17 protein-coding genes are annotated in these 21,570 nt (G+C 49.6%); 9 read left to right on the plus strand and 8 right to left on the minus strand.

Translation table 11 applies throughout. From position 1 onward, the window contains the following. Positions 1 to 92: 92 nt before the first annotated feature. Positions 93 to 1,325: a DNA double-strand break repair nuclease NurA gene (locus JJD41_RS09070; protein ID WP_200665629.1), complete on the plus strand. Its 1,233-nt coding sequence runs from the start codon at positions 93 to 95 to the stop codon at positions 1,323 to 1,325. A gap of 292 nt (positions 1,326 to 1,617) precedes the next feature. Continuing rightward, positions 1,618 to 2,325 carry an Eco47II family restriction endonuclease gene (locus JJD41_RS09075; RefSeq protein WP_200665630.1) on the plus strand — a complete coding sequence of 236 codons (708 nt, stop codon included), beginning with the start codon at positions 1,618 to 1,620 and terminating at the stop codon, positions 2,323 to 2,325. A gap of 62 nt (positions 2,326 to 2,387) precedes the next feature. On the opposite strand, the gene JJD41_RS09080 is transcribed toward JJD41_RS09075, so the two are convergent. Beyond that, complete coding sequence (locus tag JJD41_RS09080) at positions 2,388 to 3,446, minus strand: DNA cytosine methyltransferase (RefSeq protein WP_200665631.1); 1,059 nt, start codon at positions 3,444 to 3,446, stop codon at positions 2,388 to 2,390. A 767-nt stretch (positions 3,447 to 4,213) separates the two neighbouring features. Then, on the minus strand, positions 4,214 to 6,097 hold the full coding sequence (locus tag JJD41_RS09085) for an ATP-binding protein (protein ID WP_200665632.1): 1,884 nt from the start codon (positions 6,095 to 6,097) through the stop codon (positions 4,214 to 4,216). A gap of 639 nt (positions 6,098 to 6,736) precedes the next feature. On the opposite strand from JJD41_RS09085, the gene JJD41_RS09090 reads away from it, so the two are divergent. Continuing rightward, positions 6,737 to 7,501, plus strand: coding sequence for a class I SAM-dependent DNA methyltransferase (locus tag JJD41_RS09090; RefSeq protein ID WP_200665633.1), 765 nt, complete (start codon positions 6,737 to 6,739; stop codon positions 7,499 to 7,501). A 226-nt stretch (positions 7,502 to 7,727) separates the two neighbouring features. Here JJD41_RS09090 and cheB read toward each other — a convergent pair whose 3' ends face one another. Then, entirely contained in the window at positions 7,728 to 8,942 is a 1,215-nt protein-coding gene (cheB, locus tag JJD41_RS09095) for a chemotaxis-specific protein-glutamate methyltransferase CheB (RefSeq protein WP_200665634.1), read from the minus strand. 78 nt (positions 8,943 to 9,020) lie between these two features. Next, positions 9,021 to 11,540, minus strand: a complete 2,520-nt coding sequence (locus tag JJD41_RS09100) for a hybrid sensor histidine kinase/response regulator (RefSeq protein WP_200665635.1) — start codon at positions 11,538 to 11,540, stop codon at positions 9,021 to 9,023. Positions 11,541 to 11,980: 440 nt separating this feature from the next. On the opposite strand from JJD41_RS09100, the gene JJD41_RS24720 reads away from it, so the two are divergent. Next, positions 11,981 to 12,193, plus strand: coding sequence for a hypothetical protein (locus tag JJD41_RS24720; RefSeq protein WP_234488560.1), 213 nt, complete (start codon positions 11,981 to 11,983; stop codon positions 12,191 to 12,193). A gap of 419 nt (positions 12,194 to 12,612) precedes the next feature. Beyond that, positions 12,613 to 13,833, plus strand: a complete 1,221-nt coding sequence (locus JJD41_RS09105; protein ID WP_370583768.1) for a GGDEF domain-containing response regulator — start codon at positions 12,613 to 12,615, stop codon at positions 13,831 to 13,833. Between the two features lie 52 nt (positions 13,834 to 13,885). Here the strand turns inward: JJD41_RS09105 and nblB are convergent, their stop codons facing one another. Further along, on the minus strand, positions 13,886 to 14,542 hold the full coding sequence (nblB, locus tag JJD41_RS09110; protein ID WP_168569574.1) for a phycobilisome degradation protein NblB: 657 nt from the start codon (positions 14,540 to 14,542) through the stop codon (positions 13,886 to 13,888). Between the two features lie 287 nt (positions 14,543 to 14,829). After that, entirely contained in the window at positions 14,830 to 15,294 is a 465-nt protein-coding gene (locus JJD41_RS09115; protein ID WP_200665637.1) for a CBS domain-containing protein, read from the minus strand. Between the two features lie 418 nt (positions 15,295 to 15,712). Between JJD41_RS09115 and JJD41_RS09120 the strand changes: the two genes are divergently transcribed. Then, positions 15,713 to 16,030, plus strand: coding sequence for a (2Fe-2S) ferredoxin domain-containing protein (locus JJD41_RS09120; RefSeq protein WP_200665638.1), 318 nt, complete (start codon positions 15,713 to 15,715; stop codon positions 16,028 to 16,030). On the opposite strand, the gene JJD41_RS09125 is transcribed toward JJD41_RS09120, so the two are convergent. Continuing rightward, positions 16,020 to 16,928 (minus strand): alpha/beta fold hydrolase, encoded by a 909-nt coding sequence (locus JJD41_RS09125; RefSeq protein ID WP_200665639.1) that lies wholly within the window; start codon positions 16,926 to 16,928, stop codon positions 16,020 to 16,022. The two genes, JJD41_RS09120 and JJD41_RS09125, sit on opposite strands and share 11 nt — an antisense overlap. A 1,139-nt stretch (positions 16,929 to 18,067) precedes the next feature. On the opposite strand from JJD41_RS09125, the gene JJD41_RS09130 reads away from it, so the two are divergent. Continuing rightward, the gene (locus JJD41_RS09130; protein ID WP_200665640.1) at positions 18,068 to 18,520 is read left to right on the plus strand and encodes an ATP-binding protein; all 453 of its coding nucleotides are present in this window, start codon (positions 18,068 to 18,070) and stop codon (positions 18,518 to 18,520) included. Positions 18,521 to 18,545: 25 nt separating this feature from the next. Here JJD41_RS09130 and JJD41_RS09135 read toward each other — a convergent pair whose 3' ends face one another. Then, the gene (locus JJD41_RS09135; RefSeq protein WP_234488561.1) at positions 18,546 to 18,872 is read right to left on the minus strand and encodes a DUF6439 family protein; all 327 of its coding nucleotides are present in this window, start codon (positions 18,870 to 18,872) and stop codon (positions 18,546 to 18,548) included. A 93-nt stretch (positions 18,873 to 18,965) separates the two neighbouring features. Between JJD41_RS09135 and JJD41_RS09140 the strand changes: the two genes are divergently transcribed. Next, positions 18,966 to 19,358, plus strand: coding sequence for a sll0565 family protein (locus JJD41_RS09140; RefSeq protein WP_200665641.1), 393 nt, complete (start codon positions 18,966 to 18,968; stop codon positions 19,356 to 19,358). A gap of 375 nt (positions 19,359 to 19,733) precedes the next feature. After that, entirely contained in the window at positions 19,734 to 21,125 is a 1,392-nt protein-coding gene (gene asnS, locus JJD41_RS09145) for an asparagine--tRNA ligase (protein ID WP_370583824.1), read from the plus strand. Positions 21,126 to 21,570: the final 445 nt, after the last annotated feature.

The raw sequence follows: 21,570 nt of genomic DNA on the forward strand, positions 1-21,570 counted from the left end.
ATAGGGCGATCGCGATGCTCGTCTTCCCCGCAAACTGATATTCCGTGTCCATCTCATTGACAAACCGCTCACCGTCTCAATCTAAAATCTAAATGCTTGATTTAAACAAAATTGCGCGGCAAATGCAGGGAATTAGCCAGCATTTGACCAAAGAAGCGGAAGCGGCGCGATCGCGCTTGGAACAAGCTCAAATACTACTCGATCGAGCCAGTCAGCGCCAAGCCATTTTGATTGCCGAACGGGAAGACTGGCAAGATCGGATGGCCTTTTCTCCGGCGGTTCCCGTCGAACCCCTCGATATCCGCCCCTACATCGCCACGCCGCCGCAGGTACAAACGGTTTTGGCGACGGACGGTTCTCAGATCGCCCCTTCTCATCACGAAATTGCTTATTGTTATTTGATTAATATCGGTCGGGTTTTACTGCACTACGGTCAAAGTCGGTTACCTTTACTCGATAGCTTGCCCGAAGTGTTTTACAAACCCGAGGATTTGTACGGATCGTTGAAATGGGGAATCCGAACGGAAGAGTGGATGGGGTATCGGCGGGCGGTTTCCGAAGCGACGGCGTTAGCTGATTTGGGGTGTTGGTGGCGATCGCAGCAAGCCGGGGAAGACTCTTCGTCAACCGCCGTGCCTATTTTAGCAATGGTAGACGGTTCGTTAGTGTACTGGTTTTTGGAACCCCTCCCGACTGACGCCCGCCACGAGATTCTGTCGGGTATTTTATCGGCGTGGGAACGCCTGCGAGTGGCGCAGGTGCCATTAGTGGGCTATTTAAGTGCGTCCCGCAGTGGGGAAGCGTTGAGCTTTTTGCGCTTGCAAGCCTGTCCCTACGACCATCCGGACTGTTTCACTCACTGTCCGATCGATGCGGATGCGATCGCGCGGTCTTACGAGAATAAAGCGCCGTGTCAGGTGTTCGACCCATTACGAGATGCGACGTTTTGGGCGTCGGTGTTGGAACCGGGACAGCGTAGCCCGTTATGGCGCAGTTCGTCGCGGATTTTGGATTTATACGACGATCGCCACCGTGTTTATTTTTGTTACTTGCATGTCGGTCCGGAGGTGGCGCGGGTGGATGTTCCGGAGTGGGTGGCACAAGATCGAGAAACTTTTGAAATGGCGTTGAGTTTGGTGTTGGGACAAGTTCACAAAGGATATGGCTATCCGGTTGCCCTGGCGGAGGCTCACAATCAAGCGGTGGTTCGTGGCGGCGATCGGGCTCGTTTCTTTGCCTTGTTAGAGCGGGAAATGATTAAGGCGGGATTGACCAATGTGGGGATTTCGTATAAGGAAGCTCGCAAGCGCGGCAGTATCGCTTAGCACGGTCCCATCGGCTCCCCTGCGCTCGTCGTTGGGGGTTAGTTTACGCGGTTCGTCCAGAAGGTTGTGATGGCGATTGTCCGGACTACGAGGCCGACCCGGAATTAGCGGGAGGGAGCCAGGGGGGGATCGGGGGGCGATCGTGCCACCACCTATAAAGTGCAAGCCACCCTCTCACTATAGCCTCGTTCGTTGGAATTAACAACTGAATTTTCTCCGGCCAATCTCATTGACCCTTAGATTTTGGCGTGATACCGTCTAATGCAGAAATTCGTTCGGCGATCGCACTTTTATGACGAATCAAAATCAATATTTACCTTATATTACTGACAGCAAATTAGAAGCAGCCGTTAGTAACGTCTTGTCAGCTTTTCGCAAAGCTCAAGCAACAACGGACATTCATAAAAACGTCATCGATCCGTTTTCCGCCTTATTTGAGGTTTCTCTATCCAGCATCAGCTACGATAAGTGGATTGAGAAAGAAAAAATCCGACAAGCACAAAAAAGTTTACAAAATTCAATCGGTTACTTTCATCAAGAAATTCTGGGTAACCTCAACGGATGGCAAAATCTTGGGGTCGGTCAAACGATAGATATTTGCAATCCCAATAAACGAATCATTGCCGAAATTAAAAATAAATACAATACCACCAAAGGAAGCGATAAAGTTAGGATTTACGATACTTTACTTGACTCTTTATCTCGACCAAAATATCATCAATTTACAGCGTATTATGTAGAAATAATACCGTCTTCAAAAAAGCACTACAATGATTGTTTCACTCCTTCCGACAATAAAACTAAGCAGCCAAGAACAAGAAACGAAAAAATCAGGAAAATAAGCGGTCAAGACTTTTACGATTTAGCGACAGATTGCGAACAATCTTTGAAGATGCTTTTTGAGGTTTTACCCAAAGTTATTAGTAATTTAACCTCTAGCGCTGAATTGAGTATTTCGGAAAAATTGGCCTTTGAATCTCTTTTTAATAAAGCTTTCTAACTGTTTTGTAAACAAAGGCAAATTGCACCACAAAAAACATCATTTTAGCCAGATTGACGGGGCTAGGATTCATGAGATAAAGCATGGAGAATGGCTCGTCCCAAATGATAAGCTAAATTCACTGGAACTGCATTGCCAATTTGTTTGTATTGAGAGCCAATACCACCCATAAACTGCCAATCATCGGGGAAAGTTTGAATTCTAGCATATTCCCGGACGGTAAAGGGTCGGGTTTCGTCAGGATGACAGCGTTCGGTTTGTTTTTGTGAAGGAGAAGTAGTCAGTGTTAAACTCGGTTCATCCCAAGCAATACGCCGTGCGATTCCTGTTTTACCACCTCCTAAGTAGTAATTTTTCATCATGTAACTTTTCTGAATATCTTCCGGTAAATGTCGCCAACATCCTCCCGGCGGAACCAATGCTAAAACTGCAGCTTTTTTCGGGCTGTATTTCATTCCTTCTGAAGGGGGAACGTCTTTCAGTGCATGGCGGAGGGTGAGAATTTTATCCGAAGGTTGGGGATAACGAAAGGTAATCCCCGGGCGAGTTCCAATGATGATGACTCGTTCGCGTTTTTGAGGAACGTCATAATTGACGGCATTGAGTAAACGATATTGGACTTGATAACCGAGGGATTCCAATACCGATATAATCGCTTGGAGAGTTTCACCTTTTCGATGACTAATTAATCCCCTAACATTTTCAGCTAAAAATAGTTTAGGTTGGACTTCTTTTACGCATCGGGCAAATTCATAGAATAAGGTGCCTCTCGTATCTTCAAGCCCTAGTTTTTTCCCGGCATAACTAAAAGCTTGGCAGGGAAATCCACCTGTTACTACATCCGCCGACATATCTTGAAAACAAACTCGGGATACATCGTCATGAATGACTTTCCAATGAGGTCGGTTGTATTGTAGGGTGGCAACCGCATCTTTATCGATTTCGACTAACGCTTGAGTATGTAATCCGGCTTTCTCCAATCCCAATGCTAAGCCCCCCGCCCCTGCAAACAGTTCGATCGCATTGACTGTAATCGTGGTCTGAAGGGGAACATCAGGATGTTGATAAGGTAAGTCGGGTAATTCTAATAAATTTAACTGCGTAAACTCGGTAGCACTCATGAGTCAATAGCAATGATGATTTGGAAATATAGATTTTACCTCAAAAAAGCATAGAAAAAATATTCTATACGCTGATTTCCTCATTCATTGAATGACTGAAGTAGCAGTTATTTGGACTAGACTTGAGTCTTTTAAAACTTTTGTAAACAATTAATTTTATTGGCTAATCCTACCATATTTGCTAATCTCGATTCAAGTTACAATCCCCAAAAAATAAGCATAATTTGGATGCCGGAGGGGTGGCGGTTTGTGGATGGGGAGTTGGTGAGGGGTGCGTAAATTTACGCGGGGCGGGCCTCAAAAAATAGAGTTAGTTAGAGTGGTGACTTAGGGTTGAGAGAGAGAAAGACATTAAAACCCACGTTAATCCGGACTCGGTGTGTCGGATTCGAGCTTTTTGAGATATTCCGTATCGGTCATGCCCAAATCGACGATCTTCGGTTGAGGAGAGCGTCGTTGTAGTTCTTAAAATTTCCCTACTTACAAGGATTGTAACTGGGGAACAGGTAGGCCGTTGTGATCGGCTGTCGGGCAAGGTTGTCGGATTTGTCGGAACTGGCAGTTATCTGGAAAAGAGATCGCAAGCCAATTCACAAAAACCAGCATGGTGATCGCGCGTGACTAGCCAAGGCATCCGCTCAAAGTCTTGGATACCGGCACGGAGCCGATAGTATTTGGGATTGCTGATGCCTAGCCAGTGGGTCATGGTAATGGTTAGTCAGCAATTCAGAGATTGATTGATGTCGTAACAAATGAAGTAACTATAATTACAACATTGTGTCAATATTGAATCTATAGTTCAACTGAGTCATGTATTTATTTAATTTAGTGAGAACGTAGTTAGCGAGATTGCCTGGCGTACTATCTACAGTATAGCAAAATTCTAGACAAATAAATTTTTCTTTAGTTTCTATTATTATATCTGGTTTAATTCCAGAAAGATAAGAATGAACATCTTCACAATAGAATTGAAAATCTGTTTCGTCTAATGTATCCTTAAGAGCAAGAAAAATTGCTTTGTTTAGTCGCTGATCGCTAAGTTTTTTAGTTTTACCAGAAGATATATCCTGATTCAATTTTTCATAAGCTTTCTTGGCATTATCGAGTCCTTCTTTTACTTTTCCACTTTTTCTTTTACCTGTGGTAAATTTTTGTCCAGCTAATTGCAAAAATAAAGGAGTTCTTTTTAGTGTATTTCGGGCATGAGATTTCCCAAACCAATGAGATGGAACGTTGTATTTATTCTTATCTTTAAAATCCTCTGAGGAAATGTTAATCCCTGCTTCTTTTGAATAAGCAACAATGCAGCTAATTAATGAATTAGTTGGTAAGTACATTATTTTTGTGGTTAGCATTGTACTATTTAAGGCTAAAGTTAAACGACGGCTAGGCCACTCTGCCTTTCTCTGTGTGTGTTCCTGTATATATGGTTGTAAGGGGTTATACTCTGCATTCCACATCTCGGTAATACTTTCAGGAATTTGTTTGGCAAAACGTGCAACAACAGATTCCGCTTCAGGATAAGGGAATATAAACCATACTTCAGTTGGTTTAGGAATAGCTTCTGCAATTTTATCCACATAGTTTGTTCTATCTTCCCAAATTCCTTTTACGTCTTGCAAGTAATCTCTAATTTTATGTTCAGTGGACGGTTTTTCTTTGTAGGTTTCTTTTAAAGATTCAAAATCATCGTCATGCAATTGAAACTCATAACACTCTTTCCCATCATTAAAAAATTTTATTGTATTTTTTGCAATACTTGGATATTTTGAGAGTGGTGGGCCGGTAAAGTTTATAACAGGAATCCTACGATGAAACATAGTAGTAGAAAAACTTTTAGCAAAATCTCTCATATTTTCCAAGTCTTCAAAAACGGTTACAGGCCAAATGATTAAAATTCCATACTTACGTAATAGGCCATTCAAATCGCGAAAAAAAGCTTTGATTATGTTTTTATCTTGCCCATTGACATTTTCAAGGTAATCAATAACAATACACAATTTAGGACCTTCACTGGTATTTTTTTCAAAAAAAGTTCTGGCTTTTTGATTAATTTCTTGAAATAATTTTTGAAGTTTTAAACTAGGATTATCATTTTCAACTAATTTTGTAGTATCAACAGAAAATATTTCTTTAATTGGAATATGTCCTTGAAATTCAAGAGAAATAATAAAAGTCGATTTTCCTACACCAGATGGCCCATATAAAAAGACCAAATGCCCGCTACTTTTAATATCTGCTATTATTTGAATAATTTTGGCTTCAAACTCTGGAAGAGGAACGATTACATCAGGAAGCCTAGATTTTTTTTCGCCACTTCTAACTTCATTTCTGATCTCTTCATAAGTCACAGGTAAAAAAAGTCTTTTATTTTTTTCATGAGACTTTTCAATTATGTGATTATCTAGACTAGCGGTTACTTTTCGGGGCGGAGAAATTTCAGAAATAGAAGGCTTTATCTCTTTTACAAAGTCAGAATTTTTTTTATTTTTTTTCTTGTTTTGCTTGCCTTCACTAGAAATATCTGAACCCAAAGTATTATCCAATTCGTTAACCTTTAAGGAGTTGGAAGAGTGTTCAGGAAAGAGGTCAAAACTTAACTGGTAATACTCGCTAGGAGTTTCTTTTTTTTTCTTCTTCTTTTTGGACACGATTAGCTACCTCATCTCTTTACAATCTAAATAGAGCTTTTTTAGTTTCAAAAGCGATGAATATTAAAAACTTAAATTCTAAAACAACAAAGCTATTCCTTCAGGGCTTTCCAGCGTTCTTAAATCATTAAGTTGCAGTAACCATTCGGGCATTGTTTTTCTTTACAAACTGGAGTAAATGATCGCACTCAAATCTTACACCTAATCTCTAAAATATACCTCCAACAAATCAGCCCCTCGCTCCCCCATCTTCCTCAACTCCCGCTCAATCTTGTTCACTCCTAAAGGAGATAACCTAACCTGCGGAATCAAGCCGCCACCCGATGACCTTGGTCTTGTCCCGATCCGAATATACAACAAAACTCTTTATCTCTTCTCCACTAAATTATAAAGATATGTTGAAGATCCCCCCTTCAATCATAGAGCTAAATATCAAGTCGAGTTCGACGATCGCCCCCTTCGCACTATTGACACATCCGGCGCCGGGGTTAGATCGAGAGCAAACGAGAGACGATCGCCCCACCCCAATCCACGGCAATTCAAAACTAAAAATGGAGGGATAATAGAAGAAAGAGGCTGATTTTTTCTAAAAATCAACCCATTCCTACATCAAACTAAACAGAAGATGAGGAAGGAGCCATGTCAGCCTACTACGACACGATCGCCAAACCTTATCAACGCTCGAAACAACTACCCTACCGACAAGTAGAAGAATATACGTATTTCAATCTCTTAGGCCCCTTGGAAGGGAAAACCATCCTCGACCTCGGCTGTGGCGAAGGATTCTACACGCGAAAATTCAAACAACGGGGTGCCTCCCGAGTCCTCGGCGTCGATATCTCCTCGGCGATGATTGAATTGGCTAAAGCCCAAGAACGTGAAAATCCGCTCGGAATTGACTATTTAGTGGCCGATGTTTTGGAATTGGCTTCGCTCGATCGCTTCGATTTGGTCGTGGCGTCCTATCTGCTCAATTACGCCCAAACTCAAGGACAACTTTTGCAAATGTGTCGGGTTATTTTCGACCATCTCAAGTCCGACGGTCGGTTCGTCACGATTAATGACAATAGCGAGCAAGATCCAATCTCTTATCAAGACTGCGCAAAATACGGATATATCAAGGGCGTCACTCAACCCCTTGAAGAAGGGACGCCGATAACATTAACCTTTTTCCTGGAGGGAGAAACCTTCGAGATTGTCAATTATCACTTAAGTCGCACAACTTACGAACGAGCTTTCCGAACGGTTGGATTTAAGGCCGTTCGTTGGCTTCAACCCCTCGTCCCTCCCACGGCGATCGCCACCTTCGGCGCTCACTTCTGGGACGACTTTCTCAAGTTCTCACCGATTGTGGGTATTGAATGCTTGAAAACACTCCGTAGGGGCGATCGCCATTCTATCTGAAGTAATACCATTTTTCAAACATGATGAGAGCGCGCGAGGTTAGGGACACGGCACTGCCGTTTCCCTACAGGCGATCCATCTCCATCGAGGTTTTGGAAAATTAGTATAAAACATCGATCGAGTCCAAAAAAAGTGAGAAAAATTTAAATACCTTACAATTTTTCATCATGCTTTAGGCAGTCGAAATCATCGGACTACAAAATTCTCACTTCCAACCCTTTCCAGATTACAACCGATGGACCACAATCTTATCGAGCAGTATCGGGGCGATATCGTTAATCGGGAGAACGTAGCGAGCGGCGCCGAGGGCGATCGCCTCCTTCGGCATTCCGAAAACGACGCAAGTGGCTTCATTTTGGGCGATCGTGACGCCGCCATTGCGGGCGATCGCGTCCATTCCGTCGGCGCCGTCGCGACCCATTCCCGTCAGTAAAATCCCGAGGGCCGATCGCCCGTAACACTTGGCCACCGCTTCAAAAGTCACCGTGACCGAGGGACGATGACCGGAGAGAGGCGGCGCACTCGAATACCAAAACTGCCCCGATCGGTCTAATTCCAAATGCTTGCCTTCCGGGGGAAAATAAACCTGTCCCGCTTGAGGTCGTTGACCCATTTGGGCGATCGTCACCGTGAGGGCGCATTCGGAATTGAGCCAATCCACCAACCCTTGCAAAAAGCCGTGACTGATATGTTGCACGCAGACCACCGGAACCGGGAAATTTGCGGGGAGTTGAGTCAGGATGGCGTGGAGGGCTTGCGGTCCCCCCGTCGAGGCCCCGATCGCCACCATGCGGATGTAGGGGGTCGCGCGCTGACTCTCGACGACCTCGGGTTTCGGTTCGACGGACGGGCGGCGTCGAGGGGGCGGCGTTCCCAAACGAGGGGAAGGGGGGGGTGGCGTTTTCCTCCACGGCGAAGAGACTGGAGTGCTCGGTTTGACTGGATTTAAACCCGGACTAGATTTCGGTGAGGTCAGTTTCGATCGCGGCGGTTCGGTATCGGGTTCTTGGCGCCGTCGGAGAGTAAACACCGCCACCCCGGACAGGATCTTAATTTTAGTAATCAACTCTTGGGCGAGAGGATCCCCTTGGCAGAGCATTCGATCGCGGGGTTTGGGAAAGACATCGACGGCCCCCGCTTTGAGCAACTTAAACACATTGTGGGTATCTTCCGCCTGAACCGAAGAACTAATCACCAAAATCGGGCGGGGAAAATTGGCCATCACTTCCCGGGTAAACTCCAGCCCGTCCATTTTGGGCATGTGCAGGTCCGTACAGATCACGTCCGGTCGAAGTTTCGGAATCAATTCCAACCCTTCGACCCCGGTGCGCGCCGTTCCCACGATCTCGATTTCTGGGGCAGCATCGAGTAATCTTTTGAGGATCAAAGTCGCTACGGGCGAATCTTCGACTAATAATACGCGAATCGGTTTTTTGTTCATATTCCATCGTTCAAGGTGCGCGAAGCGTCGAATCAAGAACGGCTGCGATCGACCTCGAACTTGCTCCAGCCAACGAAATTAAATCAGTCGTTGCAAGGTTTCGAGCAACACTTCTTGATTGAAACTCGTTTTTGTAATATAAGCGTTGGCGCCCGCTTGCAAACCGCGACGTTTGTCGTCATCGGAAGCTAAAGAGGTGACTAAAATAATCGGCACTTCGCTGTATTTTTGATTTTCTCGGATTTTGGCCGTCATCCCCAAACCGTCGAGATTGGGCATTTGAATGTCGGAAACGATCGCGTCAAAGCGGCGGGTATCGAGCTTGTTCAATGCATCCATTCCATCGACGGCGGCGACGACTTCATAACCTGCGGCTTCGAGAATCCGCTTTTCTTGGGTGCGCGTGGCGATCGAATCTTCCACGAGTAGAATTGAGGATCGCTGGTCGCTCGTTTCCGCGACGGGGGTCGGATCGGCGATCGCGGGATACTTTTGGCGCACGGACTCGATCAAATCTTGGGGATTCAACACCATGCAGACTTCCCCGGTCCCTAAAATGGTCGCCCCGGAAACATTGCGCACCCGTTTGAGTAATTTACTCTGGGCTTTGAGGACGACATCTTGCTCGTCCACGAGGGCATCGACCAAGACCCCGAGACGTTCGGAACCGACTTGCAAAACAATACAGGGCAAGGTTTCTTCTTGGGGGCGCGATCGCTCGGCATTCGCCCGTGCGGGCAATTCTAACAACTCCACCAACGGCACCACGGAAATGGGGCGATCGTCAAATAAAATCGTGTCCCGACCTTCGATCGCGAAAATCTCGCGCTGGGGAACCAGGCGAGCCATATAAATAAACTCCACGGGTAACGCATAAGCAATCCCCTCCACCGACACCAACAACACGTGAGCGGTGGCGAGGGTCGTTCCCAACTGAATTCGCACGCTACAGCCCGCGCCGGGAGTCGATTCGACCTGAATCGTCCCTTTGAGGCGCTCCACATTCGCCCGCACCACGTCGAGACCGACCCCGCGCCCGGAGACTTCGGTCACGAACGTGCGCGTCGAGAATCCGGGGGCAAAAATCAAGTTCTGCACTTGCTGCACGCTCATGGTGGCGAGTTCTTCTTCCCGGACGATCCCGCGCTGGAGGGCAGTTTGCTTGATTTTCTCCACATCCAAGCCCCGACCGTCGTCGCTGACTTCGATCAGGATGTTGGTTGCGTTTTGATATCCCTTGAGGTGAATGGTGGCGACGGCGGGTTTGCCTCGGGCTTCTCGTTCGCGGGGGGTTTCGATCCCGTGATCGATCGCGTTGCGAATCATGTGCATCAGGGGATCTTTCATTTCTTCGAGAATGCGCTTGTCCGCGCGGGTTTCTCCCCCTTCGACGACCAGTTCGACCCGCTTGCTTTGCTGTTTGGCTAAATCCCTGACCATGCGTCCGAACAAGTTAAAAATATTCGACAGGGGCAGCAAGCGCAAGGTGCGAATGCCTTCTTCGAGTTCGTCGGCGATTAAATCGAGTCGGGTATTGTCTTCGTAAACTGCATTTCGCACTCCGGTGACGAGGTCCCCCAGGCGTTCGAGCCGTTCTTCGACGCGATGGAAAAAGCCGTTGAGGCGATCGAAGGCGCCGTTACGATTGCCCCGTCCGACTTCTTCGAGAGCAAAGCGGTTGAGAAAGGCATCCCGGGACCATTCCTCCCACAAGGAAACGATGTCTTCGACTTCCGCCAAGCGGTGGGCGATCCGAATTTTGGTAACGGTGAGTTCTCCCGCTTGGGTCATCAAGGCGTCGAGGTGCCGGGTTTCGACGCGAATGGTGTCGATTCGATATTCGCTGGTGGCGGTTTCGGTTTTGGTGGGGTGTTTTTCGCTGGCGCGGGTCAGGTGACCCCCGGTGTTTTTCGGGGTTTGGGTTTGGGCGGGTTCGCCTGGGGCGGCGATCGCCTCCGGTTCGCCGGGCGGGGTTTGAGCGTCGTTTTGGGGGCGTTCGGCGGCGACCGGGGGCGGCGCGGGGTTCCCTTGGTCGCGTTCTTCGGGGTGGCGATCGTTCGCAGTTGTTTCGCGATCGCCCCGATCTGCGGCATCCTCGTGGGTTTCCTCAGTTTCGGCGATCGCGGGGGTCGCTTCTGGGGAGGTCTCGTCTTGGGGTCGGGGGGGGGTTTTCTTGGCAGGCGCCTGGGTTGCGGCGCTGGATTCCTCGGCGGGATGGTCTTTGGCCCCCATCAACTCTGCCAGGACGTAGAAGGTATTGACCTGGGCATTTTCTCCGGTGACGGCTTCGTTGACGAGCTTGCGAATGGCGTCTAAGCCGTGGTAGAGGCGATCGCAAATCTCTGGGGTCAGGGTCGTTTCGTCCCGTTTGACACTCCCGAGCAGATGTTCCCACTGGTGGGCTAAGGTGGCAATATCTTTGACGCCCAACATCCCGGCATCTCCTTTGAGGCTGTGGGCTTCCCGCATCAATTCTTCCAGTTTGCCTCGATCTTCGGGATGTTTTTCTAAGTACAACAAGCCTTCATCGAGTTTCTGCAAGTGTTCTTCACTTGCGACTTTAAAGGTCAGTCTCAGTTCTTCGTCTTCGATGATCATAATCTCGTCTGGCTTTAGCTCGATGTATAACCTAAAGAATTTTATTGTCCTGTTGCGGTTCCTCCGGACGGCTGGCGATCGCTGAAAATCGCTTCACCGATGGAGATGAAGGCTTGTAGACGACCTGATTCGCGCGACGGGATCGACCTTCGCCGCAGTAAAAGACTGGCGTTCTGGGCAGCCGTTCTCGGGAAGCGCTAAAGTTCTGAGCTGCGGGGGGTCTGCTCGCTGCCAACGTTGGAATTCCAGCATTTCAACTCTATTTTAAGGGTCGATCCTGGGTTTGAGATTCTTTTTTTTCAACTGTTTACAATTGAGGCGATCGAGGGGTTCTAATATCGTTAATTTTTAGAAATAAATTTTCGGCAATTGTCGATGATTTGCGACCGCTCCCTATCGCCTTGCTGGTTATTTTTTGAGGGCAAAAATGACGATCGCGAATGCTTCCGGGGACGGCGCGATCGAAGCGGTTCAATGAAGATGACGCCGAGGCGGCTGAGGTTTCAGGAGACAACCCAGGCGCGCCAGGTTCTCACAAAAGGCTCGTGGAAGTGGGCGAGGAGGGCGATCGCCCCCTGACCGGGACGACGGTCTCGCGCAACTTCTGCGAATCCGCTTCGGAGCGATCGCCCGCGAACCGATGGGGAATTTAACAAGATTCGTTAAAGTTTTTCTAAAGTTTTGAATCGATCTCAATCAATTTTTCTCGGAGTTTCCCCCCTGGAGAGAAGCAATGATATAATTTTTGACGGAGGTCTAAAAATCAGGAAAATAGTTTAAAAAAAGCTTAAAAGTTACGATAGCTTTTCAGGATTGCGATCGCGGCTTCCCCATCGTGGGAAAGGCCAAAAGTGGACGCCGGACGATCTCGATCGCTCTGGGTAAATTCACAGAATTTATAGAGAGAAAGATCCGTAATTCTGAGGGGACGACTCCGAGATTCTCCTGAGTGTCGATCGCCTCTACGATGGCTAAAAATTAGAAAAAATGCACGGACTCGAAGGACACCGTGCGTACGCGATCGGTATTTCCCCTGCGGCGATCGCACGGATTCAATCCCAGAAATGAGGGTATGACCCCTCCATTGTCTCACCCCTTAAATAGGGGAAAGCCATCGATATTTGAAAGGGATGCGATCGCCGTCACGGAAGAGAAGATCGCACGATCGCCGGAAACGGGGGAAGCGATCGCGGCACGGCCAATTTTAAATAGGTATGATTTAAACAGATTGGGATTATTAACAATAACAATGCGCTCCTTAGCAGATTGCCATACCAACTCGAAAAATGCAGGGGAACTCGAACCCCTCACTCGCCGTGGTGTGGACATTGTCGAGAACGGGTTAACCCTCCAATCGGAAGACGGAGAAGGTGCGTTAATCCTGATCGTCGATGACGACCGAGCGATTCGCAATATGCTCGTCACGGTCATGCACAATCAGGGCTATCGCGTCGCGACCGCCGTTAACGGTTTGGAAGCGCTACAAGTTTACAAAGAACGCAAACCGGACATGGTGTTACTCGATGCGATCATGCCGATGATGGACGGTTTTGATTGTTGTTTGGAATTGCAGCGCCTGCAAGGGAGCGATCGCACCCCGGTCTTGATGATTACCGGATTAGAAGATAACGATTCTGTGGACCGCGCCTTTGAAGTCGGCGCGGTCGATTACGTCACCAAACCGATTCACTGGGCCGTATTGCGCCAGCGCGTGCGACGGTTGCTCGAACAAGCGCGACTGTATCGCGAACTGGAAGCCGCCAACCAGGAACTGCGGCGTCTGGCGTTTCTCGACGGTCTGACCCGAGTCGGGAATCGGCGCGGTTTCGACCAGACTTTAGCACGCCACTGGCACGAACTGGCTCAAAGCGGCGCTTATTTGTCGCTGATTTTATGTGACGTGGATTGTTTTAAGCGCTACAACGATACTTACGGCCATCAGGCGGGCGATCGCTGCTTGCAGGAGATTGCCCGTACCTTGCGTCAGGCGGCGAGTTATCCGACGGATTTCGTGGCGCGTTACGGTGGGGAAGAATTTGCGGTGATTTTACCTCGGACGGAAGCGGCGGCGGCGCTTTACGTGGCGCAAAAAATTCGTATGGGGGTGCGCCACCTGGCGATCGCCCACGAGAGTTCGACGGTCAGCCCCTTCGTCACCTTGAGTTTGGGGGTGGCGACGATGGTTCCTTATCCGGGAACGAGCGAAACCCAGGCGATCGCGGCGGCGGATAAGGCTCTGTATCAGGCGAAACAGGCGGGGCGCGATCGGGCGATTCTCAAAATTCTCAATTAATCCGAATCGAGTTGAATCGGGATCGAGAACGGCGCGATCGCCCGAGGGTCACCTAGAGATAACTGCGGGCGGTTTGTCCGACTAAATCGACTTCATCTTCGGCGAGAGTTTCTAAAGTCGCGCGCACTTCGTCGCCGCCGAGTCGGCCCAAGGCTTGAGCGAGACGGTGGCGGATTTGCCAGTCCGGATCGGTGGCGAAGGGGAGCAGTAACGGGGTGGCACGGCGATCGCCGAGTTCGCCCAAGGAGCTGATCGCGGCGGTTTTGACCAGTTCTTCGTCACTTTTAAGGGCATCTTCGAGGATCTCGAAGGAGCGATCGTCTCCCAATTCCCCCAAGGCGGCGACGATGCTGAATTTGAGCAACCATTCTTGCGTCGTTTCGTAGAGGTGGCGCAATTCGTCGAAGGCTTCGGTTAACTGCAAGGCGCCGAGGGCATCGGCGGCGGCGGATTGTACGTCGGCTTCCGAGTCGTTGAGCAGGCGATCGCGCAAAACTGTTAACGACAATTCGCGGTTTTCCACGCCGAGATGGGCCATCTGGCTGACGGCTGCATAGCGAATGCGGGGACTGCGATCGCCGATCGCCCCCTGCACGAGGTCGAAGGCAGTGGCGCGATCGAGTTGGCGCAGTTGGTTGACGCCTTTGATGCGATCGCCCAAATCTTCCGATTGGAGCAGGGTTTTAACAGATTCTGGCGTAATACTCATGCTTCTATGGTTGTTTTGTTATGGAGTGGGAGCGCGATCTCGATCCGGGGACGAGCGGTCGGGGGGGATCTGACCGCTTTCGAGACGGTTAGAAAGCTCTGTCGGCCAACTCAAGGCGCGATCGCGCCATACCATGCCCAATTTTTCAAATTTTTCAAAAACTCGTTTTTAGAGGGATTTGCCGAGGTTTTCGACGGGGCGATACGGCGGAGCCGTCGCTAAGCGCAAGGCGCACGCTGCGCGAACGCGAACGGATCCGAGTCACCTCAAACCCGATCTCGAAGAGTTTATGAGTTTCCCGAAGCCATCACCCGGACGACATCTCCCCGGGTCAAGATCCCGACGACTTCGTTGCGATCGTTGACGACGGGCAGACGGTGAACGCCTTTTTCGTGCATCAAGCGCGCCGCCTCGTTTAAAGGTTTGTCCGGGGAGACCGTCAATACCTTTTTACTCATGACGTCCCCGACGGTTTGCCCCAGGGCTTTGTGCAGTTCGCGCTGGTAGCGGGCGGGATTTTCTAGGTAAATGACGCTATCGAGCAACATGATGTAAGGCGGCGGGGTGACGCCACTTTCGCGCCACATCAAGTCTCCTTCGGAGAGGATCCCGACGAGCTGACCGTTCTCATCGACCACGGGCAGACCGCTAATCCGGCGCTCGGCGAGGATTTTAATCGCCTCGTCTAATGGGGTTTCGGGATTGACCGCGATCGGATTGCGGCTCATGACATCGGCAACTGTTTTAGGCATAGCGTCCGTAGGTTCGACGTATAGTGAAATGGCGTCAATCGCCATTAATTTTATCGTGTAAAGTTGACAGGTTTATCTCGATCCCAGACCGATCGCCGTTCGTTAGAGTCCCCCTTTTCGTCGTCACTGATTCCCTGTTGACTGGAAAGATCGACCTGGGGGGCGGGCCGCGATCGGGTGTTCGTGCGGCGACGGCAAAGCCAGATCGCGCTTTCGTTGCTTTGGACTTGAGTTGAGGTTCGCTCAAATCGCACGGTCGGATCGGAAAAATTTTCTCAGATTTAGGGACAAAAGTCGATCTGGCGCTCTTCCCTAGGGTTAGGTCTCCCCGGCGCGTTCGCAAAGCGACGGCTCCGCCGTATCGCCCCGGCTCGGAACGGAAAGGTTAAGATCGTAAATGTAACGATTTGTAATGTTTATGGACAAGCAACCGCCGAAATCGCCGAAATATCGAGCGATCTCCATTTGTCAACACGATTCCTGTCGCCGCAACGGCTCCGCAGCCGTTCTCAAAGCCTTTGAAACTGCGGATTTGCCCGAGGGGGTCACTGTCAATCCCAGTGGCTGTTTGGGTCAGTGTAGTTGCGGACCGACGGTGAAGGTCAACCCCGATAATGTTTGGTACTGTCGGATTAAACCGGAGTATATCGAACGGATCGTCACCGAGCATTTGGAAGGGGAAGAACCTGTCGAGGAGTGGTTAAATCCTCGCCTTCACATGAGATTTAGTATTTAGGGGCGACTTCGGCGAGGATCCACTCGCGCATTAAGGTGTTGACGCGATCGGGGATTTCGTCGTGGGGACAGTGACCCGCATCGAGGAAATGTTCGCTCAGTTGGGGATAGTGTTGGCGAAAGCGGGCGCTGCGATCGCGGGCGTTCATCCAGGGATCCCCTTGACCCCACAGGGTTAATAGGGGGCAGTTCATGCGATCGAGTAAGGCATCTACTTTTTCCCCTTGAGGGGTTTTGAAGACTGAAGCAAAGACACGGGCGGCGCCGCGATCGCACGAGGGACGGTAAATTTCTTCGACGAGGCGATCGGTGACGGCACTTTGGTCGAGATACACTTTTAACAGGGTTTTGCGAATGACCGATCGCCGCCGGGTCCACTGAAAAATGGCAAAACTCACCCAATCTTGTCGAAAAACCCACTTGAGCGCCGTTTTCGCCAGTTTACGCCTGGGGGTGGGTTCGGCGACGGGTTCGGTCGAGGTGAACGGTCCGGCGCTGTTGAGCAAGATGACCCCGGCTACGGATTCGGGACGGGTGGCGGCGACGCATAATGAGGCGTAACCTCCCAAGGAATTGCCTGCGAGGACGACGGGCCGCCCGATTTGGGTTTGGATGAAGTCGTGGAGTTGATCCCGCCACAGATCGGCGCTGTAAACCCAATCGGGTTTGGCCGATCGCCCGAAGCCGATCAGGTCGATCGCCCATACTTGAAAGTCTTTTTGCAATTCGGCGATGTTTTTGCGCCAGTGATCGGTGGAGGCGCCGAAGCCGTGGATCAGCAGTAAGGGGGGGCGATCCCCGATCCGATCGCCTGCGCCGACCCAGTAAATGGGGCGATCGCGCCAGATCCAATAGCTACCGGAGATCGTATCGGTGGGACGCACAAATGTTTCAGTCATTTGGGATTTTAGATTTTAGATTTTAAGTTTTAAATTTTAGATTTTTGCAGATTTGAAGTATGAATGTATTACTCAATTTTTGTTTTTAAAACAATGATTTTTATCAATTTACCCTTTTTAATTGTAACACAAAAATCGTAATTTTGTTTTCTAAAACAGCTCGGGCGATCGCGCCGGGACGCGGGGGCGATTCGCGAGACTGAACTCCCGGTGGGGATCGGTGTCGATGATTATTTATACTTATCGATGGGCCAGTCAATCCCGCAAAAGTCAAAACCTTTAAAGGGTTCAAAAGCCTACTCCTTCGAGGGGTTTGCATAGACAAATGTAGTCTATTTGTTATATTCTTAACAAGACTTAAAAAAAGATTCAGTTAAAAAGTTTTCATCAAGTGCAAATCTGACCGAGAAGCTATGACCGACCTGTTTTTCCAGGGGATGCGATCCGGTTGCGAAGGGCGCGATCGCTCTTCCCTTCCAGGAGAGCCAGCTATTTTTCTTAACAATTGCCAGCCGAGGGAAGGCTGAGTTCGGGGTAGAAACTCCGGGAAAGATCGATGGGGTTTTCTACAATCCCAAGTTTTTCCTGCAATCGTTTGGAGAGTTGGATAAAATTAAAGAGAGAACCAAATGAGAGTGACGAACATGAGTGGTTTTATCTAGTTCGATCGGATCCGAGTGCATTGGGGATCGGATCGTCTAGAACGCACGCACCGATCGCCGCAACTGGGAAAACAGTCCGGTTGACCCGGGGATGAACTTGGGGTCAAAAGTTTAGAAGAGACGGCACCGACATCAGCGAGGGAAAAGCTTGCCAAGGGTTATAATTTAGCGCTTAAATATTATTTAGTGGAGATTCACTCGATCGCCTGTAACGTGCGACGCGATCGAGGGTCAAATGACCCGACGACCTGAAGATCCCATTTTGGCAAACCCCTGTGCAAGGGGCGATCGCCAAACAGGCAAGTTCCCTAATCCGGCCTTCCTTCTCGACTTTCGGTTCCAAGATCGACCTCGAACTCACGAACGGCATTTTAGTGGCTTTGACCATTTGGGTGTAAATCGACCGAACGGAAATTTTCCGAGTTCCGACTCTAACCTTTCCCTGTCCATTCACCTAAAAACTGCGGGGTTTTTTCAGTGATTGCGATCTCACCTCGTCCAGTAGGGCGTACTTGGAATACGATTAGTTTTGCTTCAACCTTATATCTATGTCCGATTTTGGACCTGCTGTTGGCGGATATTCCCGAACAATGGCACGCCGAAGTCCGACTGGGATTACAAGAAGCGTTAGTTAATGCAGCCAAACACGGCAACCAGCTCGATCCGAGCAAGCGAGTAGTCGTCCGGTTTACGACAACAGGAAATGAATATTGGTGGGCGATCGCCGATCAAGGCTGTGGCTTTGCCTGTCCCTGTCCGTGTCCGACGGCTCAATTCGATGAGGACATACCCCATGAAGAAGGAGAATGCGGTCGCGGATTATACATTCTACATCAAATTTTCGATCGCGTCCATTGGAATGACGATGGAACCGAGTTAAAACTTTGTAAAAAATTCACTCGTCGATCGCGCCTGCCCTTAGTTTGGTAGCCCAAGCGCGATCGAGCGGCGAAGCTTAAGACGGGCTCTTGGACGCGCGATCGCCGTGAGTCGGACAAGGAGGAGCCGAAATCGAGCGGTCGAGCCATCCGGTCGCCTGTTGCAACCGTGCGAGGGCTTCTTTCGGGTTGTCTTTGAGCAAGAAGACCAAGGCCGCCGCCACTTGTTCCCGAGCGCGCACGGCTCGATTTGACTTGAGTTTGTGCCAATCTCGCTCGACGAGGGCGAGGCGTTCGGCTAAGGCTTGCGCGAGTTCCAAGGTGCTGAGATCTTGTGTCTTTTGCGCCAGGGGACTTTGGAATCCGTCAGATGTCAAGGGTTTGGCGGAAAGGTTTTGCGCCATGGTGCACCTCAATTGAGACAATTAGGATCGATCGTCGCGATCGACGAACTGATTTCGCTTTATTCTAAATCTAACGATTTTTGCAATTTCCGGATGAGTTCACCGCCCGATCCCCACCGCGATCGCCCCGAATCTGAAGAATTCGACGAGTTCGATCGCGCCTTAGCCGAAGTCGAGCAGGCGCTCGATCGCTTCAAACAGCGCTACAGTGACGTTCGGCGCGATCGCGAGCAAATAGAGCAGTTAAAACAGCGACGGGAAGACGTGCGCCGGGAGGCGAAACAGACGCCGAAAGGCGATCGCTCCCACCGCCGGGAACTCAAAGAAGAGTTAGAACACATCGAAGCGGCGATCGAAACCTTGGAAATCCACCTCGAAAGTCAACTGTTTTCCTGGAAAACCCTCAAAGAACCATTTTGGCAGGCGGTACGCTTTGGGGGTCTCGGCATTGTTGTAGGCTGGATCCTGAAATCGTGTAGCGGTTGACGGGCGATCGTAGAGATCCCCCCTGACCCCCCTTAAGAAGGGGGGAAAATCTCAAAGACCCCCTTTTTTAACGGTTCGACCGACTCAAGTCCGAAAGTCCCCCTTGTGAAGGGGGATTTAGGGGGATCTCCCCAATCCCAACCTGTTGCCAAAGTCCGAAAGTCCCCCTTATTAAGGGGGATTTAGGGGGATCTCCCCCAACCAAGACGTGTTGAAACCGGAAAACCGAATCAAAGTCCCCCTTATTAAGGGGGATTTAGGGGGATCTCCCCAATCCCAACCTGTTGCCAAAGTCCGAAAGTCCCCCTTGTGAAGGGGGATTGAGGGGGATCTCCCCATTGAAAACCCTTAGCGTGTGGCGATCGATCTATCTAAATTATGAAGCGACGGATTGCTGAAATTTTACGCAGTAGCCAACCCGACGAAACCGTTACCGTTCGCGGGTGGGTACGGACCAAACGAGAGTTAAAAGAATTTGCCTTTATCGAGGTTAACGACGGTTCGTCGATGGCGAACTTGCAAGTCGTCCTCGATCGCAGCTTACCGGATTACGAAGACCTCCTCAAACCGCTCAACACCGGGGCGTCGGTGGAAGTCACCGGAACCGTGGTGGAATCCCCCGCCAAAGGACAGCGCATCGAACTCAAAGCCAGCGCGATCGCCCTTTACGGGGAATCCGACCCCGAAACCTATCCTTTGCAGAAAAAGCGGCATTCCTTCGAGTTTTTGCGAACTATCGGTCACCTGCGATCGCGCACCAACACCCTCGGCGCCGTCTTCCGGGTTCGTAACGCCGCCTCCCACGCCATCCATCAATTTTTCCAAGAACGGGGCTTTTTGTGGATGCACACCCCGATTATCACCGCCAGCGACTGCGAAGGCGCCGGAGAAATGCTCGCCGTCACTAGCTTGGATCTCAACAACGTACCGCGAACCCAGGACGGGGCGATCGATTATACAAACGACTTTTTCGGCAAGCCCGCCTATCTCACTGTAAGCGGCCAACTGGAAGCGGAAGTGATGGCGATGGCCTTCAGTAATGTTTATACCTTCGGGCCGACCTTTCGCGCCGAGAACTCGAACACGTCCCGCCACTTAGCCGAATTTTGGATGGTCGAACCGGAAATGGCCTTTTGCGACCTCACCGAAGATATGGACTTGGCGGAAGCGTTTCTCAAGTATATTTTTAAATCGGTGTTGGAAAACTGCCCGGAAGATATGGAGTTTTTCAACAAACGCATTGACGATTCGGTGTTAGCCACGGCGGACAATATTATTAACAACGAATTCGAGCGGATTACCTATACCGAGGCGATCGAATATTTAGAAAAAGCCTCGAAAAAATTCGAGTTTCCCGTAGAATGGGGCTTGGATTTGCAGTCGGAACACGAACGCTATCTCGCCGAAGAGTTGTTTAAAAAACCCGCGATCGTCACCGACTATCCCATCGAAATCAAGGCATTTTACATGCGCTTGAACGACGACAACAAAACTGTAGCGGCGATGGATATTTTAGCACCAAAAATCGGCGAAATTGTCGGCGGTTCCCAACGGGAAGAACGCCTCGACGTGTTAGAACGCCGCATCCGGGAACAAGGGTTAAATCCGGAGAATTATTGGTGGTATCTGGATTTACGCCGTTACGGAACCGTCCCCCACGCCGGGTTTGGTTTGGGGTTCGAACGGTTGGTGCAGTTCATGACCGGAATGACCAATATTAGAGATGTGATTCCCTTCCCCCGCGCCCCTCTGAGTATCGATTTTTAGGAACTATTTCGAGGGAAACTTATTAACCAAAGAGTAGCAAAGTAGGGCGGGCAATACCCACCCTACTTCTGTAGTAAGGGACTAAAATTTCACTATCTACAAGAATTACAGGATAGTAGGTCATTGTAAATTGTATTAAATATGTTTCTTTTGCAAAGAATCGGCGATCGCCTTTTTGCGATTAGCCCGTTCTGATAAATCAGGTGGTGCATCTTCTAACAGATGTTCGGGATGTCCCCCACGTCTTTCGACAATGGTTCTGCGGGGTTGTAATACTCAACCAGCGTTCTTGAACCAAGCATTTAATCAATTCATCTCTAGTCGTTTTTTCCCGGGCTAAAATTTCGACGAAACAGGCTTCTGTTTCTCGATCGAGTTCTATATTCATGAGTCCCTCTGACTTGGGCTTGATGTCTAATTCTCCCCGATTTATGCTAACTCATCC

The sequence above is a fragment of the Oxynema mangrovii CENA135 genome (assembly GCF_016632315.1).
Classification (GTDB): Bacteria; Cyanobacteriota; Cyanobacteriia; order Cyanobacteriales; family Laspinemataceae; genus Oxynema; species Oxynema aestuarii.

Excerpts from the sequence above, each read along its gene's own strand:
- JJD41_RS09100 (WP_200665635.1), bottom strand. The coding sequence starts at position 11,540 with ATGATCATCGAAGACGAAGAACTGAGACTGACCTTTAAAGTCGCAAGT.
- cheB (WP_200665634.1), bottom strand. The coding sequence starts at position 8,942 with ATGAACAAAAAACCGATTCGCGTATTATTAGTCGAAGATTCGCCCGTA.
- JJD41_RS09135 (WP_234488561.1), bottom strand. The coding sequence starts at position 18,872 with ATGGCGCAAAACCTTTCCGCCAAACCCTTGACATCTGACGGATTCCAA.
- JJD41_RS09070 (WP_200665629.1), top strand. The coding sequence starts at position 93 with ATGCTTGATTTAAACAAAATTGCGCGGCAAATGCAGGGAATTAGCCAG.
- JJD41_RS09090 (WP_200665633.1), top strand. The coding sequence starts at position 6,737 with ATGTCAGCCTACTACGACACGATCGCCAAACCTTATCAACGCTCGAAA.
- JJD41_RS09075 (WP_200665630.1), top strand. The coding sequence starts at position 1,618 with ATGACGAATCAAAATCAATATTTACCTTATATTACTGACAGCAAATTA.
- JJD41_RS09120 (WP_200665638.1), top strand. The coding sequence starts at position 15,713 with ATGGACAAGCAACCGCCGAAATCGCCGAAATATCGAGCGATCTCCATT.
- JJD41_RS09140 (WP_200665641.1), top strand. The coding sequence starts at position 18,966 with ATGAGTTCACCGCCCGATCCCCACCGCGATCGCCCCGAATCTGAAGAA.
- JJD41_RS09115 (WP_200665637.1), bottom strand. The coding sequence starts at position 15,294 with ATGCCTAAAACAGTTGCCGATGTCATGAGCCGCAATCCGATCGCGGTC.
- JJD41_RS09105 (WP_370583768.1), top strand. The coding sequence starts at position 12,613 with ATGACCCCTCCATTGTCTCACCCCTTAAATAGGGGAAAGCCATCGATA.
- JJD41_RS09125 (WP_200665639.1), bottom strand. The coding sequence starts at position 16,928 with ATGACTGAAACATTTGTGCGTCCCACCGATACGATCTCCGGTAGCTAT.
- nblB (WP_168569574.1), bottom strand. The coding sequence starts at position 14,542 with ATGAGTATTACGCCAGAATCTGTTAAAACCCTGCTCCAATCGGAAGAT.
- JJD41_RS09080 (WP_200665631.1), bottom strand. The coding sequence starts at position 3,446 with ATGAGTGCTACCGAGTTTACGCAGTTAAATTTATTAGAATTACCCGAC.
- JJD41_RS24720 (WP_234488560.1), top strand. The coding sequence starts at position 11,981 with ATGCTTCCGGGGACGGCGCGATCGAAGCGGTTCAATGAAGATGACGCC.